Genomic DNA, 14,965 nt, shown 5'->3' with positions numbered 1-14,965 from the left:
ATGCTGCCATCTGGAAGCGTGGCCGAGTGGTTGAAGGCACTAGTCTTGAAAACTAGCGACGGGTTAAACTGTTCGTGAGTTCGAATCTCACCGCTTCCGCCAGAACTATGAAAATAAGCCCTTGATTATCAAGGGCTTATTTTTTTTGTGCAGTCGCTCGTAAATTCCCGCGTGTAAAAGTTCAGTTGGAACTTAGCGCTAATTTGCGGAAATGGTTTCCGCAACTTGCTGTTAGCGGGTAGGGCGGACAGCCTGGCCAATGCGCCTGTAGACCTTCTCCGTGATGACTTTTTCACTATGTCCCAGCAGCGAGCTGGCGGCGCCCAGATCGGCAATGTCACTGGCAGAGCGCGCTCGGATATCGCGGAACTGGAATGCTTTGACACGGCTGGCCAGCTCTTCGTCGCCAGCCTTTAGCGCCAGTTCTGCTGCAGTTTTCCGGGCGCTATCGAAGCGCAGGCGTAAATGCCACTTCTTGACCTGGCAACCATTTGGCAGCGCGACGATGAATGTGGTGTGCGGCCGGTGTGGGCGCGCGTGGATGCGTTCGATGACCTTGGCCAGCTCGGACTTGATGCCGTCATGTTCAAGGACGATGCGCAGCAGTTTGTTGCTCTTGCCCTGGCGCACCTGCAACGCTCCATCCTTCAAATCGCCGTCGCGCATCTTGAGCACGTCAGCAGGCCGCTGCCCGGTCAGGTAGTTCAAGTCCATGGCGTCCTGCAGTTCTTCACAGCCGGCGTTTCGCACCGCATCCCACACTGCCTTGTCGGCATAGAAGTCGCGCGGCGTCTCTTTGTTTTTGCGCACGCCCCGACACGGATTTTCGCGTTTGGTGTAGCCCCATTCCCTTGCCATATTGAACACATGAGACAGTAGCGCAATTTCGCGGTTGGCGCGCACCTTGGCGCTGCGGGCGTCGCGGTAGCGGGCAATATCCTGCGGCGTGATGGCGTCGATGGGTGCGCTGTCAAAGACCGGGCGTAGCTGGCTTAGCGAACTGGCGTTCTCTTTTTGTGTAGCGATTCCCTTTCCAGGGAGGATGTCGCGGATGTACTGCGCAAACACGTATTCCATGAGCGTGGCGTCGGTCGGGACTGGTTTGCACTCGTATTCTGCCCACAGGCGTTTGGCCTCGACCAGATCGGTGCCCAACGGGTATTCCTTTCGGTTGCCGGCGTCGTCCCGGCCGTTGTAGTAGTAGCCGGTCCAGGTATCGCCGGATTTCAGCTTGCGCACGCGCCGCAGCATGCGCGGCGGCAGTTTGTAGCCAGTGCTTTTAGGTCGCATTGTTTTCTTTCTAATCTATTAACGTACTTTGGACAGGTCCGGTGCCCAAGCCGGTGTGTTCACCAGGCTGGCGGGATTGATGCCGCTCAAGCGCAACCTGGCATACAAACGCCCGATGACGGGCGCGCCGGCGCGGTTCTTGATGAAGGTCCAGCCGTTTTGCTGTAGCCACTTGATTTGATCTACTTTGCGGCAGCAGCCTGAAATGGTTTCCAGCTCTTCCACAGTCAGGGTTTCTGACTGGATGGAGTTATCGAAAAGGTTATTCATTGGATGGCGCTTTCTTTATGGCTTGGCTGCATGCTTGGCATTTGGTCGCGGCCAAGGCGAACGCCTCGGCCTCGGTGTATTGGGGAACTTCGGCACCTGGCTTGCGGTAGTCACGTAGTCGGCAGAATTCTTTGTACTGATCCATTTTTTATGCCCCCTCTAGTCTGTGCAACCGCAATCGGTCAATGCATCATCGAAGGGGAACAATTCACCGTGATTCATCGCCATGTCATACATCGCCTGATAGCTGGGCCTATCTTTACGGAACCAGCCGCCAGCACCAGATCCGGCCGCCTGGGCGTTCTTTTCCTGCTGTATCCACCACAGGGCACGGCTTGGCTTTTCGCGGATCAGGGATAACACTTGGTTGCCGCCTTTCAGGAAGCACAGATCGCAGTTCCCGTGCATCGTTTTGCCGCTCATATTCGGCAAGCCCAGGTCAAAATCTTGAGCTGCCCAAAACGCGCTGACATCGGCCACGGTCAGCCCGGCTGCCGCCAGGGGCGCCTCCTTCACTTCGTGCTTGCCATAGTCCTGATTGGCCAGCCGGGCCACGCGCATGGGCTCGTCGGCGCGCATGCCGATAAACGTGGTCCACTCGACCAGTCCTATCGACTTCAAGTAGCGCTGCATCGGGCGCACCTTGAGTTCCGCCGTGCAAAAGCGCGCGACAGGGTTCGGGAGGAATTTTTTTTCGTCGTGCAGATTTGCGAATGGTTCGCCGTTACGGCTGGCCGTTGCAAAGTCCACGATGACAAATTCCTTACCGCGCGCCTCATTGCGAGGACGGTTTTCTATCCAGACGATGGGAACGCCCCAGCGCTCGCCACAGTCGCGCACGAATTCAAGCGTTGCTTCTTCTTCCTTGCCGGTGTTGGCGAAGCACACCACTACGTCAGCCGGCAGCGCGCCGCCGTAGGCTTGAAGCGTCATCCACAGCATCATGCCGCTGGTGCGGCCGCCGCTGAACGAAATAACACCCGGGCCGTCGAATAGGAATGGATTTTTCATACGGGTACCACATCGCTATTTATGGCGACGCTCGATGCGCACCTGGTCGCATCGCCACTTGTGGCGGGACTGGCCAGCATCGCCACTTCAGGATCTCGCATCGCCGAAAGCAGCGCGGCGCGTTCGATAGCCGGCAGTTGCTGCAATCGCCGTACCCAGCGACGCACCTTGCGCTTGATGCGCTCGCGCTCGCGGAAGTCTTTGCCCACATAGGCATAATCGGCGATGACTGCCGGCGCCTCGTAATTCATCCATACCGACTCGGTGCGCACGCCGCCCCGTGTCATGGCCTGGAAGTCGACGCGGCGCCAGCCCTGTTTGCTGGCAACCTCGTCATAGATGGCGTTGTGGTACCCGGACAGCATGAATTTCACGCCTGGCGGTAGCAGAGCCAGTACAGCCAGTAGCTCCCGATGCTCGTCATCGGTCATTTCGTGGGCGTAGATAGATTTTTTGGTGCGGGTATCGAGCACATACGGCGGGTCTAGGTACACGAATTCATCACCCACCCACGGCCAGGCGCGCAGCACCCGTACCGCATCGTCATTTATAACTATGGCGTCCGACTCTGCCGGAATACCGCCGAGTTCGGCGATGGTCGACCGCAAAATGGTGGCCTGCTTAGGGCAGCGCTCGATCAGATATGACGTTGCTGCAGGAGCCTTACGCTCATAAATGTTGGCGCCGCCTGCGAATGCCTCAATGTAGAGCCGATGCGGTGGAATCAGGTTGATGATGGTTTGGTAGACGCCTGCGCCGCCTTTTCCGCCTGGGTACTTCATGCCAGCACCTTTTCGATGGCGCCCAGCGGCACTGCCCGGAACATACCCGGCCACTGGTGATCCAGCTCCACCCACGCATGCAGCTCGCCATTGCCCACGTCGCGGCGCAGGTCGTTGACGGTGCCGGCCTGGTAGCCTTCGTCGGTATCGAATGTCACACGGTCGCCACGGGCGACTTGCCGCGGTGAATCGGTCAGGGTGGTCAGCATTGCGGGGTTCCTTTCAGTTTGGCGGTAACGCCGCACACGCCGAAGCGGTCGATGGCGGCCTGGATCACGTCACCGCTGGAAGCGGCAATCGCGGCATATTCAAAGCGTTCGGTTTGTGTTCGAACGATCACGGCAAAGGTGCTCATGTGGCATTTCCTTCATGGGATGGGTTGTCGGGTACGATCAGCCGGGGATACGGGCATGCGTTGACGGCCGCCCAGGCTGCAATCACTGCCGCTTTTGCCTCGTCAGGCAGATCGGGAGCGGGCGCCGCCGGCGGCGTGGCTGGGGCAGGGCCAACGGGGTGCGTACAGTTATTTACACGAGTCCGAGGAACGGCAACCCCAACAGCCACCCCGCGCCCGCCTGTGGCCTGTACGGGCGTCCAGGTATGGCGCACGGACTTGAAGACCACGCCGATCAGGTCGGCGCAGCGCACGCCGTATGGCGTGGTGCGCAGGGTTTCGCCGTAGCGGCCGATAACGGTCTTTTCATCCTTGGCTAGGGTGATGGCCAGTTCCTTGCGCGGCACCAGGGCGCCGCCTTGGGCGCGCAGGTATTCGGCCCAGCAGGCGCGCTTTTCGCCTTCGATCTTTTGCACGGCATCCCAGGCGCGGCGCATGGTGGCCGGTGCTTCGTTGACCATGCTTTCCTCGATCCGGCGCAGTTCGCGCCATACGGTGACGGGGGCGCCGCCCCATTGCTGGAATTGACGGATGCCCCAGGCCGCTGCCCACGCTTCGACGCGCGCCGATGGCGTCAGCTCGACGTCGCCTTCAGTGTCGGCCGTGACGACATAGCCTTCTTTAGTCTTGTGCTCGGCCACGCCGTCGATGTTCTTGGCCACGTACTTGGCGATGTAGCCGGCGGCGCTACCCTTGGCCCAGTCGATGCGCTTCACGTCCAGGCGGCGCTGGAAGGCGCCCGGTTCGCCACGGTCTACGCGCCAGGCGTAGCGCTTCATGATGCGGATGGCGCGGCCGGCCACGTCTTGCAGGTGGGCCGTCTTGTATTTCGCGGTCGGACGTACGAATAGCAGCAGATGCCAGTGCGGGCAACCGTCATGGTGTGGCTCGGCGATGCGGAAGCCGTATAGGCCGATGCCACGGCGCGCCAGCGCGGAGCGGCACAGCGAAGTCATCTTGCCCAGGTAAGCGTTTGCCTCGCGCGGCGTGGAGCCGTCGAACTTGTCGTTTGGCTTGCCGCTGTACTGCATGGCGTGAAAGCGCGATGGGCACGTCCAGGTGACAAAAATGCCCTGGTCGTTGCACTCGCGGGCGATTTGTTCAAAGCCGTTGATACGCAGCATCAGCTCGCCGCGCCGGATGGCCTTGTTGGCGGTCGTTTTCTCGGCCAGCTCGGCAATGCTGAATTGCTGGCCATTCTCGTTTTGCACCAGGGTGGCGGCCAGCGCTGCCGCGTTGCGGCGGTTTTGCGCCAGGCGTGACAGCACGGCATCGTTGCTGGCGTAAGGCTCGCCGCGATAGTTCACATAGCCCAAGCGGATATTGCCGGCCTCAAAGGCGCGCTTGACCCGCTTGCGCAGTTGACGGCGCCACCAGCGTGCATCCACCAGGCGGGCGATAGTGTCGGCCAGCTCGTCAAACTCGGGTAGCTCGATGCCATAGGAGGCGCATTCGTCTTCCATGATCTGCAGGGCGTGCGTGTCGGAAATTGCCGTCCACAGCATTTTCGTCACACCGGCCGCCGCGCGTTCGGCGGTGGCCACGATGTCAGCATCGCTCTGCGACAGATCGACGCCGGCCGGCACGTACTGCTCGGCGAATTCGCGCACAAAGCTGGTGGCGATGGATTCATAGACTTTGTACCAGGACGACCAGGCCATCTTGGCCATGGCGGCCGTGATGACACGGTTGCGCCATTTGTACGGAATACGGGCCAGCTCGGGCGCAAACTGTGCGGAGCGCAAAAAGGCTTCGTGACGTTGCGGGGTGGGCAGCAGGATTTGTTTAGATTGCATTCAACAGTCTTTCGTACACACGGATAGCGGCGGACGTGGCCGCGCGCAGTTCGATGCGCTCTTCTTCGGTAAATGAGTGAATAGGCGATTCCCAGCGGTCAGCGTCCAGGCCGGCAGCGATCAATACAGAGCGGCGCGCCCCGCGCGGCGACAATCCCCAGGCCTGCGCCATAAAGGGCGCCAGGTTGCGCGGCTTGATGCTGCGCAGTGTTGCCTTCGCCGTGGCAATGGCGGCCCGCGCATGCTCGGCGCCTGGTGGCGTCGGCATGTCCTTGTCGCGCACTGCCAGAATCTCGGCGGCAGGCTGGAAGGACAGGTGATTGTCGATAAGGGACGCTGGCATGGCTCAGTCCTTGATGACGCCCACGGCCTGCAGCACGGCAGGGGTAATGACGATCAAGAGCGACAGCAGCCAGATGCCGCAGGCTTTCACCAGGCGCAGCATTAGCGTGCTCCTACCTTGGAGAAATACTCGCCCCAATAGGGCAAGGTGCGTCCAGTTTCGCCCACGTAGGTGGCCCCGGCTTCGCTGGCAAACAGGTAGCGCAATTCGATCGGCAAGCTATCAACCAGGGCGCGCTGGTTATCAGCTGAGAAAAAGCCGGCGCGCTGCAAGGGCTGTGCGTCGCTGATGATGAAGGTCAGACTTGCCGCGCCATAGGCGTGATAAGTCCTGGCAATTTCGCGGATGTAGGCGGACAGCGCGCCGATGTCCACGCCAGCGCTGGCGTGCAGCAGAAAGCAGGTAGGCGCCACCGGCACCACGCATTTTTCCAAGGCTGGGCGGGCCGGTTGCTGCGCAGTTGATGGCGCGGATTGACTGGTGGCGTGCAGCATGGTTTCCATCGGTTTTCCTTATTTCAGGTTGAACGAATCCCGCACGCTCAAAAGGGAGCGCAGCAGGGCACAGCAAAAGAGGGGAACTACATTGGCCGGCTTACGGCGGCGCGAGGATAGGCATGGCGTTCATCAGCAGCCTGCCGTCAGGTCAAAGGCCAGCTGGCTGGTGGCCGCCGTGCGCACATGCTGGGACATCGGGATGCGGATATCCGGCTTGGGCATGGCGGACAGTGAGAGGGTGCGCAGTACTTCCAGGCCTGCCACGAAGGAGTGCCCACAATCGGGGTTCTGGCACATGTAGGTGATTTCCTTGAACATGGCGGACATCATGCGGCTTTTGACGGCGCGGACGGTGTTTTCGCAATGCGGGCAGGGCAGGCCGATGACTCTCATTTCAGCTTTCTTTCCACTTGGTAAAGGGCACGACCGCGACCGGTCATATTTTTTGCCTGCTTGCGCAAGCGCGACTTGACGAGCCATTCCGCCGCCTGATCAATACTGGCCAGCCCTTGGCGCTGGCGCACGATTTCCAACAGCGCGCGCTCGTCGTCATTGAGGTTAATTTGGTGGTCTGGCATGTTGATAGCTTTGCAGTTGCTCAAAAGTTACTATTCAGTGTCTCGGATTAAGCAGTGCGAAGCTGTACGCTGTCGGTGTTGGCTTCATCGGCGGCAATAACGGCCAAGGCTTCACGCATGACGATCTGGCGCACCAGCACCGCCAGCGCTTCGCCCTGGTAGTCGGCGAGTGAGGAAACGAGCTGGTGTTCGTAATCGTCCAGGCGAAGCATGACGCGGTGGCTGCGGATACGTTTTGCATCGGGGTACATGACGTTGTCCTTAGTGGGTGGATTTGGAGGCGATCTCGCGTTTGTAGTCGGCAAGGCCACGCAGGATCAGGAAGCGCAGAAACCAGGCGCGGGAGCGTTCCTGCTCGGCGGCGAACGCTTCGACTTCAGCCACTTCGGCAGGGGTCAGGCGAACACCCAAAGGCTGCGATGTGATGCCTTTGGCGTTACGCCCGGCTTTTGGCAAGTTTTTCATAATGTTATGATCTGTAATCGCTACGGAATGGCGTAACTATAGTGCACGAATGTGCACCTGTCAATGATGTTTGGTGAAAATATGAGCACTATCGGTGAAGCAATAAAAGCTGAGCGCCTGCGTTTAGGCATGAATCAGGAAGAGTTTGGAGCGGCAGGAGGCGTAAAAAAACGTACTCAAATTTCGTATGAACAAGACGAACGTTCACCGGATGCGGTCTATCTAAAGGCCATTTCTTCCATCGGTGTTGATGTCCAATTTATCCTTACCGGTGATCAAGCAACTGCGTCGTTGACCCAGGATGAAAAAGAGTTGCTATCTGGTTATCGCGGCTTAGATATTCGCGGTAAGGCCGGTGTGCTTGGAATGATTGACGGTATGAGTTCTTCGCCTGTGACCAAGCCTGAAAATGCTACACCCACGATTGTTTTCCACGGCAAAGTTGGTCAGCAAGTAACCGGTGATATAACCGGGAAGCAGACCTTTAACCTGGGAAGCAAGAAAAAATGAAAAATACGTTATTGGCGGCGGTACTGGCAGTGCTTTCTGTTACTGCTGCGCACGCTGACGAGTCAACAAAAGACCCTCAAAAGATTAGCGCCGCCTTGGCGAAGATCCCGGTTACTGATAAGGGTTTGAACTACAAGAACTTGGGGCAGCGCTTACCAAACCTCGGCATGTCTGTGCGATATGTCAAGTTGGGCAAGATTGGAAAGGGTGAGGACGAACCTCCGTACTTTCTGGCTGGCGACGAGGTGGTTGATATTTTTTTAACTGAACCAAACGAAGTAGTCAAGGCAATCTGCCCCATTTCTGGTGGTCGTGCATCGTATGTTATCCGTGGCAAAAAGATTATTCCTCAGACACGTACTGCTTACTGGTTGATGACTAATCGGTGTGATTACAAAGGCTAGATCAGCGAAGTTTTGTAAACCTCGCTCTAAGATTTAAGCTAGTTTTAGTTGTAGAAAGCAAAGTTGCAGATGTCTGAGAAATTTGAATTCAAGCGCGATGTTGGGCAAGTAGTTATGGGGAATGTCAACGAAGCGCCACGCCTTAGCAACGTCGTCACTCTGCATGTTGGCGATAAGGAAAAAGAAGTTGAGCTGATTACTCCTTTTCAGCGTAAGAATATCAAATTGCTTGTAGACAAGCTGGCTACTCTAGTTGGCGACAAGGGCGTTAAAATTTATCTTGGACTCATCACCGATTATGGTTTGCAGAAGTTCAAGGAATTGCCTCGCAGTAAATACCAGGAGGTCAAAGCGATCCTGGAGAGGCGCATAGAAGAAGCAACACCACAGCTTGCTGTATCTGTTGCTGATACCCACATTGCGACACAGCCCACTCATCCTATAGCGCATCATCCCCACGTTACCTTGCCGTGCATGGCGTGTTCAGATAAGGAAAAGAGCCTTGCGCGGTCGCAGCGCAACGTGCGCTTCTTATTGGTGGCTATGCTTGTATGCCTCACTGCTTGCGGTGGGCTGTTTTATTGGGGAAAAGCCCATGCTATCGAATATGCAGCTACTGCGCCTAAGGATGAAAAATGCTACATCGCCGGAAAGTCCTACTCGATAGGATATATCGAAAGGGTAAGGGGAAGCGTTCCGGTCGAGTGTGTTGCCAGTACTGAGGATATGCCAGCGATGTGGCTGCCGGCAAATCGGGGGCGCTAGTCCATCAATCTTGATCCGTTGAATCTGCTGTACCTGGCTTCCACGGTTCCTCGCTATTCTCGCGGATAATTTCCCTCATTTCCTTGATACGCTGCCATGCATGCTTGACTGCACGCTTGGCGGCCTGCCTGGTCTTGTAAAGATGCTCAAGCGTCTTGAGTTTCGTTTTGGTGCCTGCCATTTCCTGGCCCGTCTTTTTCTTCTTCGCCGCAACGTCCTTCCACTTGGCCACCACGCCCGTGATGCCTTCGTCAGGGTCTTTTTCTTCTTCCCGTTCGGCTTCAACCGCTTCTGTCTTCGTTTCAAACTCCACCCGTGTGGTAAAGCCGCTGCCGCCCAGGCTGTGCGTGACCTTGGTCGATAGCCATTCCGTGGCGTCGATCTCGGGCTTGAATCCCCTCACCGTCACAGGCGATTGCGGGAACACGGCCGGGTTGCCCAGGGCGAGCGACATTTCAAAGGTGGCCAGGCCGCGCAAGATACGCTGCCATTCGGCCACGGCCGCCGTGCGCGCGTCGGCTTCGTTGGCGAAGGTGGTGCGTAGGCGCTTGCTGTTGCCGGGCACGCCGGCCACCACGCTGCGGCGCCGCGCATAGCGTTCGTCGTGCCAGAAAGCGCGCACGCCCGTGTAGGAGTCGCTTTCGGCGCTGTGGTAGCGGTGGCCGTCGCCCAGGGCACGCGTGATATCGATCACGGGCAGCGCCTTGCCGCTGGCGGTGCGGCTCTGGTTGATAGGAATGAACAGCAAGGTGTCGTTCTTGACGGTGGCCACAGCATCGTATTTCTTGCCCAGCCGGCGCAGGAAGCCCGCATCGCTTTCGTGGGTCTGGTCGATGTGCTCGATGGCCGTATCGCGCAGGCGTGCGGATACGCCTGACGCCAGCTCATTGTTGAAGGCAATCGCTTCAATGATGGCGCCTAGGGTGGTTTTGTGAAAGCTGCGTTCCTGCGGTTGCTTGAAAGTGTCGATCAGGTTGGCCGACCTGGCGCGCAGGGTGATGGTGTCCGGCGCGCCGCTATGTTCCACCTCGTCCACCGTGAACTTGCCCATTTCCACCAGGCCGGTGGATTGCCAGCCCAGCGCCACGGCGATCTGCGCGCCACGGGGCGGCATGGCCAGCTTGCCGTCGCTGTCATCCAGCGCAATATCGAGCTGGTCGCTTTCATCGCCACGGCATAGCGTCAGGGTCAGATTGATCAGCCGCGGCGAAACGATGGCAGTGATGTCCTTGTCTTCGATGGTGACGCGAAAGGCGGGGATATGGTCACTCATTTAAGTTTGTCCTTGGCAGCGCCAATAGCGCTAGTGATGGCGCCATTGGCCTGGTCTTTTGCACTGCCGATGGCGCCGCTGATGCTGCTGCCGATCTTGTCTTTCATGTCGCTGACGACGCCGCCATATTTGGCCGTGATGCCACCGATGGCATTGCCCACTACGCTGCCGATGGCGTTTTTCGCTGCACCCGCGATACCGCTGGTGATACCGTCGATGCTGAGCATGTTTTTTAGGTCGCCAATATCACCCAGGCCGACCATGGCCAGCACGCCGTCGTCATCGCGCTTGAGCGCAATTGAGAACTCGACGCGGCGTGCGCCGCCGCTGCCGTCCAGGATGGTGCGGCCTTCAGTCATGCTGGTGATGCGGTACGAGCCGAGAATGCGGCCCGTGCCCTGGATCAAAATCCATGACTTGCCTGTGTCGGCCATCATGCGCAGCGCATCGAGTGAATACAGGGAGCCGGTCAGTTCTGGCGCCACCCAGCCCGACAGGGTAATGGTGTCATCGCCTGGGCCCACGTATTGATGCGCGTCACGCATGCCCACGCGGGCCGTGCTGGCGTGCTTCCATTCGGTTTGGCGCTGCAGTTCGTGATAGGCCAGCGTGGGCAGGCTGAAAACGAACATTCCTAAAATCATCATCATGATCTGCTTCCTTTATTCTCTGTCGTACAGGGCAGAGCGCATGCGTGCTGTCTTTTCGCGGTCGCGCTGTTCCATTGCTGCATACACGGCGCGCGCGATGGCTTGAGGATCGGAACCGGCTTGCGCCTGGATCGTGATTTCGATCTTGTCGCCCTGGATGATCATGCCGGCGCCAAACGCGCTCTGGGACAGCGGCGCGCGTGTGTCGAAGGCGCTGGCGGGCAGGGCGGCGGCCGTGCCGATGGCGATGCCCGCGCCCAATCGCGTCAGGCGCTGCGCCAGCCCCGATACCTTGGCAATCGGTGCATCCTCGCTGCGGTCCAGGCCCACGGCCAAGCCTTGCATGGTGTAGTCGCCCAGCTGGGCAAACACGCGGCTGGGGCTATGGATGCCTAGCTTTTCCTTAAACCAGGCAATGGTGCTACTGCCAGCGTTGCTGATCGCATCCTTGACGGCGCCCATCGATCCGGTAATGCCATTGACCAGGCCGCGCAGGATATTGCCGCCGAACTCGCTGAACTTGGCCGGCAGCTCGATGCCGAACCAGCCCAGCACACCGGCAAACGCGCGATAGAACAGGCCGATAGGCGACCAGTCAGCGATCAGGCCGACCACGCTGCCGATTCCACTGGCAAAGATCGCCTTGATCTGCGCCCACACACCCGAAAAGAAGGCCTTGATCGGCTCCCAGCATTCATAGATCACGTTAAATGCGCTGGTGATGCCGCTGGCCAGGCTGCGCAGCAATCCGGCGCCGAACTCGCTTAAGCTGGAGGGCAGGGAAACACCGAACCATGACATGACCCCAGCAAATGCCCGGTAGAACAGTCCAAACGGGGACCAATTCAGCAGCAGACTGGCAATGCCGCCGATACCATCCGAAAATGCCGTTTTCGCGTATTCCCATACGCCGACAAAGTAAGCCTTGATCGGGTCCCAATACTTGTAGATCAAGTAGGCGGCGCCGGCAATGAGGGCAATGGCTGCGATGGCCCAGCCGACTGGCGTTGTCAGCAGAGCTGTGCCCAGTGCCAGCACGCCACGACTGGCGAACATGAACGCGCCGCCCACGCCGCGCAAGATCGGCGTCAGCACGCCGCCAGCAATGCCCATCTTGGCAAACATGACGTGCAGCATGGCGTAAGGGCCGATCAGCGAGGCAATGCCCAGCATGATGGGGCCGAGTACCAGCAGCAGCCCGGCCAGCACGGTAAAGCTGGCAATCATCACTTTTGCCGTGGCGGGGTTGCGTTCCATAAAGCCATTCAGGCGCGTGATGGCGCTGATGGCCAGTTCCAGCCCCTGCGCATAAAGGGGCAGGATTTTTTCACCCATGCTCAACTTGAGGTCTGCCAGCTTGGATTGCGCCTCCAGCTCTTTGCCGCCGGCCGATTCGCGGCCCAGCTTTTCCAGCTGGTCGATGTTTGCGGCGCCACGGTTGAGTTTTTCATTCTTGTGGATCTGCGCCCGTTGCAAATACATCTGAGAATACAGGCTCGATGCTGTGCGGTTGGAAAAGATGCTGCCGATAGCATCCAGAACCTGATTTTTCTCGGTAATGCCTTTTTTTGCCAACTGGGGCAGCAAAACCTTTTCCATCCATTCGAACTGGTTATCTCGAAACAGATCAGACCCAAGCAAAGCACCAGGGTCCAGGTACGCGATTTGCCCCACTTTGTCAGGTCTGACTTTGCTTTTGTCCCCGATCAGGCCGAATTCATCCAGCTTGTTAGCGGAACGCTTGGTAGTGCGGCCCTGGTATAAGTTTTGATATGCACTCATCAACGATGTGCCGACGCGGTTGCCGCTCATTTCTTGTACCAGTGGTTCCATCTGGTAGTAAAAGGCATCATCTTTCAAGCCCTTGGCTGCGACGCCACCGGTCTTGATCATGTTAAGCCACTCGTTCGGTCCCACGCGCCCGCCGGTCGCAGCGATCACTTTTTGTACGATGTTGGCCTGTGCTTCAAACTTTTCCTTGCTTTCCAGGCCGCCGCGCAGCTCGATCACTTTAAGCATGTCCATGAACTTACGTTCATTGTCGGCGCCTTCTTCCTCGCCAAAGAAGGCATGGTTGGCAAATTTCATCTTGGCCAGGGTAGGGGCAACCATTTCGGCGTGATGCACGTCGGCAAAGGCGCTCATACCATCACGCATCAATTGCAGGTTGTCCAATTGGCTGGTGCCGTAGGTTTTCATGTTCCGCGCAAAGGCGACGGCCTCGGCAGAGACTTTATCGCCCAGGCCCAGTGCGTTAACGCGGCCAACTTCCGTTTGATAGTGTTTGGCTTCATTTAGCCCTTTGACCACGGGCGCGCCCATCACCGCACCTGTTGCCATTGCCCCTGCACCAGCCATGGCCAGACTGCCCGCCTTGTTGCGCAGTTTGTCTGCATGCTGGGTGGCATTGGTCACACGCTGTTGCTTGGCGGCCGAGTTGGCCAGCCTTTGCTGCTGCAGCGTCATGGTTTTGTTGGTGGCTTCGATCTCGCGGCGCAAGGTGCGCTCATGGTTGGCGAGGTCTTTGGTGCCGATGCCGGCGCCCGCCAGGCGTTCGCGCATGACTTGTAATTGCTGGGCCTGTTCCTGGCCGGCCGCCTTCAATGCGCCGGCAGCTTTGACAGCGGCGTTAAATTCGCGCGTCATGGCGCGCGTGGGCGTCTCGGCCTGTTTCATCTTGGCGGCCAGGCTGGCGACTTTCTGCTGTGCTGCGTCCAGCTTGGTGCGGGTGGCGTCCAGGCCACCATGCAGCTCACGGAATTTGCCGATGTTCTTTTGCTGGGCGTTCAGCTCGCGCAAGCGGTCGCTGGTGGCTTTCAGTGCTTTGCCTGTATCGCTGGCGCCACCGATGATTTTCTTGAGCGGGCCGGTGATTTTGTCCAGCGCTGCAAACACTACCTGTAACTTCAAATCCCGGCCAGCCATCTATTCCGCTCCGCTACGCAGCCTGGCGCGCTCGCGCCAGGCCATCAGTTCATCAATCGTAAAATCGTCCATTGCTGCCGGCGTCCAGTGAAAGACGCCGGCAATGTCGGCCATGGCGTCTTCTACTTCGCCGGGGATACCGAGAGGCGATCTGCTTTGCTCACCAAAAAAGCGCCGACCTCCGCGCCTACTGCCAGCAAATCGGCCGGGTCCATGTTGGCAATGTCGTGCGCGGTCAGGGTGGGTTCGGTGATACGCGGCAGCACGACTTGCAGGGCGGTGACGCTCAGGTTGGCCAGGTCGATCAGCGAAACGCCGCGCAGTGCGCCGGCTTTTGGTTTGCGCACGGTCAGGCTGGTAATAAAGCTGTCGCCGCGTTTGATCGGTTCGTCCAGTTCGATGACGGCTTGGTTTTGGGTATCGTTGTTCATGCTGTGTTCCTTGTATGGGGTGGTGGTTAAAAAGGGGGATTACAGGCCGATGGCCTTGCGGATGGCTGCATTGGTATCGCCGCCGCCGAAATTTTCGATACCGCTCATGAAGTCCAGTTCGATCACGGTGGCGCCATCGACCATCAGCTTGTAATAGCTGCAAGCCATGGTGTATTTGTGGGTGGTGTCGTCGCCCATCTTGGCCGTGCCCATGTCGATTTCCTTGTAACGGCCGCGTGCGACGACTTCGACGGCGGCAACGGTGCCGTCATCGTCTTCCTGGTAGGCGCCGGCAAAGCGCAGTTGCACGGCGCCGTGGCTATGCGCGCCGTACTGTTTCAGGGCTTCCACGATCAGGCCGCCCGCGCTCCATTCCAGCGAGATTGCCTCGTTGCCGAAGTCCACCGACACGGGGCCGCTCATGCCGCCAGCGCGGTACTCTTCCATCTTGCGGCTCAGCTTGGGTAAGGTGACTTCGGGCACCATGCCCATGAAGGACACGCCGTTTTGAAACAGGTTGAAGTTTTTCAGTTTGCGGGGCAGGCCCATTATTTTCTCCAGTTATTCAAAGCGCCCGCGCT

General features: G+C 58.5%; 22 protein-coding genes and 1 tRNA gene. 4 read left to right on the top strand and 19 right to left on the bottom strand.

The features are described 5' to 3' along the window. Positions 1-12 precede the first annotated feature (12 nt). Positions 13-102 (top strand) — tRNA-Ser (locus tag ACL9RI_RS17455). Positions 103-231: 129 nt separating this feature from the next. On the opposite strand, the gene ACL9RI_RS17450 is transcribed toward ACL9RI_RS17455, so the two are convergent. The 13 genes from ACL9RI_RS17450 to ACL9RI_RS17390 form a co-directional block, all read right to left on the bottom strand. Then, positions 232-1,290 carry a phage integrase gene (locus ACL9RI_RS17450; RefSeq protein ID WP_422727774.1) on the bottom strand — a complete coding sequence of 353 codons (1,059 nt, stop codon included), beginning with the start codon at positions 1,288-1,290 and terminating at the stop codon, positions 232-234. A gap of 18 nt (positions 1,291-1,308) precedes the next feature. Next, the gene (locus tag ACL9RI_RS17445) at positions 1,309-1,560 is read right to left on the bottom strand and encodes a DUF4224 domain-containing protein (protein WP_422727773.1); all 252 of its coding nucleotides are present in this window, start codon (positions 1,558-1,560) and stop codon (positions 1,309-1,311) included. A gap of 159 nt (positions 1,561-1,719) precedes the next feature. Further along, positions 1,720-2,571, bottom strand: coding sequence for a phosphoadenosine phosphosulfate reductase family protein (locus ACL9RI_RS17440; RefSeq protein ID WP_422727772.1), 852 nt, complete (start codon positions 2,569-2,571; stop codon positions 1,720-1,722). Continuing rightward, positions 2,568-3,353 (bottom strand): DNA adenine methylase, encoded by a 786-nt coding sequence (locus ACL9RI_RS17435; protein ID WP_422727771.1) that lies wholly within the window; start codon positions 3,351-3,353, stop codon positions 2,568-2,570. Before ACL9RI_RS17435 ends, ACL9RI_RS17440 begins: the two co-directional genes overlap by 4 nt. Then, positions 3,350-3,511, bottom strand: a complete 162-nt coding sequence (locus tag ACL9RI_RS17430; RefSeq protein WP_422727770.1) for a hypothetical protein — start codon at positions 3,509-3,511, stop codon at positions 3,350-3,352. Before ACL9RI_RS17430 ends, ACL9RI_RS17435 begins: the two co-directional genes overlap by 4 nt. Positions 3,512-3,555: 44 nt before the next feature. Beyond that, entirely contained in the window at positions 3,556-3,708 is a 153-nt protein-coding gene (locus tag ACL9RI_RS17425; RefSeq protein ID WP_170932991.1) for a hypothetical protein, read from the bottom strand. Further along, positions 3,705-5,543 carry a replication endonuclease gene (locus tag ACL9RI_RS17420; protein ID WP_422727769.1) on the bottom strand — a complete coding sequence of 613 codons (1,839 nt, stop codon included), beginning with the start codon at positions 5,541-5,543 and terminating at the stop codon, positions 3,705-3,707. Before ACL9RI_RS17420 ends, ACL9RI_RS17425 begins: the two co-directional genes overlap by 4 nt. Next, a complete protein-coding gene (locus ACL9RI_RS17415) occupies positions 5,533-5,886 on the bottom strand; it encodes a hypothetical protein (protein ID WP_422727768.1) in 354 nt (117 codons plus the stop codon). The genes ACL9RI_RS17420 and ACL9RI_RS17415 overlap by 11 nt, the downstream gene beginning before the upstream one ends. 101 nt (positions 5,887-5,987) lie before the next feature. Next, entirely contained in the window at positions 5,988-6,389 is a 402-nt protein-coding gene (locus ACL9RI_RS17410; protein ID WP_422727767.1) for a hypothetical protein, read from the bottom strand. A 123-nt stretch (positions 6,390-6,512) separates the two neighbouring features. Further along, entirely contained in the window at positions 6,513-6,776 is a 264-nt protein-coding gene (locus ACL9RI_RS17405; protein ID WP_422727766.1) for an ogr/Delta-like zinc finger family protein, read from the bottom strand. Then, complete coding sequence (locus ACL9RI_RS17400; protein WP_070292047.1) at positions 6,773-6,961, bottom strand: hypothetical protein; 189 nt, start codon at positions 6,959-6,961, stop codon at positions 6,773-6,775. Before ACL9RI_RS17400 ends, ACL9RI_RS17405 begins: the two co-directional genes overlap by 4 nt. Before the next feature lie 47 nt (positions 6,962-7,008). After that, positions 7,009-7,212, bottom strand: coding sequence for a hypothetical protein (locus tag ACL9RI_RS17395; protein WP_422727765.1), 204 nt, complete (start codon positions 7,210-7,212; stop codon positions 7,009-7,011). Positions 7,213-7,222: 10 nt separating this feature from the next. Then, on the bottom strand, positions 7,223-7,426 hold the full coding sequence (locus ACL9RI_RS17390; protein WP_422727764.1) for a hypothetical protein: 204 nt from the start codon (positions 7,424-7,426) through the stop codon (positions 7,223-7,225). An 81-nt stretch (positions 7,427-7,507) separates the two neighbouring features. On the opposite strand from ACL9RI_RS17390, the gene ACL9RI_RS17385 reads away from it, so the two are divergent. The 3 genes from ACL9RI_RS17385 to ACL9RI_RS17375 all read left to right on the top strand — a co-directional run bounded on the left by ACL9RI_RS17385 (position 7,508) and on the right by ACL9RI_RS17375 (position 9,105). Then, complete coding sequence (locus ACL9RI_RS17385; RefSeq protein ID WP_422727763.1) at positions 7,508-7,936, top strand: helix-turn-helix domain-containing protein; 429 nt, start codon at positions 7,508-7,510, stop codon at positions 7,934-7,936. Next, positions 7,933-8,340, top strand: coding sequence for a hypothetical protein (locus ACL9RI_RS17380; protein WP_422727762.1), 408 nt, complete (start codon positions 7,933-7,935; stop codon positions 8,338-8,340). Before ACL9RI_RS17385 ends, ACL9RI_RS17380 begins: the two co-directional genes overlap by 4 nt. 69 nt (positions 8,341-8,409) lie before the next feature. Beyond that, positions 8,410-9,105 carry a hypothetical protein gene (locus ACL9RI_RS17375; protein WP_422727761.1) on the top strand — a complete coding sequence of 232 codons (696 nt, stop codon included), beginning with the start codon at positions 8,410-8,412 and terminating at the stop codon, positions 9,103-9,105. A gap of 4 nt (positions 9,106-9,109) precedes the next feature. Here the strand turns inward: ACL9RI_RS17375 and ACL9RI_RS17370 are convergent, their stop codons facing one another. The 6 genes from ACL9RI_RS17370 to ACL9RI_RS17345 are packed head-to-tail and all read right to left on the bottom strand — an operon-like array spanning position 9,110 to position 14,933. Further along, positions 9,110-10,378: a phage late control D family protein gene (locus ACL9RI_RS17370; RefSeq protein ID WP_422727760.1), complete on the bottom strand. Its 1,269-nt coding sequence runs from the start codon at positions 10,376-10,378 to the stop codon at positions 9,110-9,112. Next, complete coding sequence (locus ACL9RI_RS17365; protein WP_422727759.1) at positions 10,375-11,028, bottom strand: phage tail protein; 654 nt, start codon at positions 11,026-11,028, stop codon at positions 10,375-10,377. The genes ACL9RI_RS17370 and ACL9RI_RS17365 overlap by 4 nt, the downstream gene beginning before the upstream one ends. A 12-nt stretch (positions 11,029-11,040) precedes the next feature. Beyond that, entirely contained in the window at positions 11,041-13,953 is a 2,913-nt protein-coding gene (locus ACL9RI_RS17360) for a phage tail tape measure protein (RefSeq protein WP_422727758.1), read from the bottom strand. Further along, positions 13,954-14,067 (bottom strand): GpE family phage tail protein, encoded by a 114-nt coding sequence (locus ACL9RI_RS17355; protein ID WP_422727757.1) that lies wholly within the window; start codon positions 14,065-14,067, stop codon positions 13,954-13,956. A gap of 8 nt (positions 14,068-14,075) precedes the next feature. After that, on the bottom strand, positions 14,076-14,384 hold the full coding sequence (locus ACL9RI_RS17350) for a phage tail assembly protein (protein ID WP_422727756.1): 309 nt from the start codon (positions 14,382-14,384) through the stop codon (positions 14,076-14,078). 39 nt (positions 14,385-14,423) lie between these two features. Next, positions 14,424-14,933, bottom strand: a complete 510-nt coding sequence (locus ACL9RI_RS17345; protein WP_422727755.1) for a phage major tail tube protein — start codon at positions 14,931-14,933, stop codon at positions 14,424-14,426. Positions 14,934-14,965 lie beyond the last annotated feature (32 nt).

The organism is Janthinobacterium sp. Mn2066 (assembly GCF_049319705.1).
In the GTDB taxonomy this organism is placed as follows: domain Bacteria; phylum Pseudomonadota; class Gammaproteobacteria; order Burkholderiales; family Burkholderiaceae_D; genus Janthinobacterium.
The sequence above is the reverse complement of the archived record's forward strand: the minus strand, read 5'-3'. Positions and strand labels throughout refer to the sequence as shown.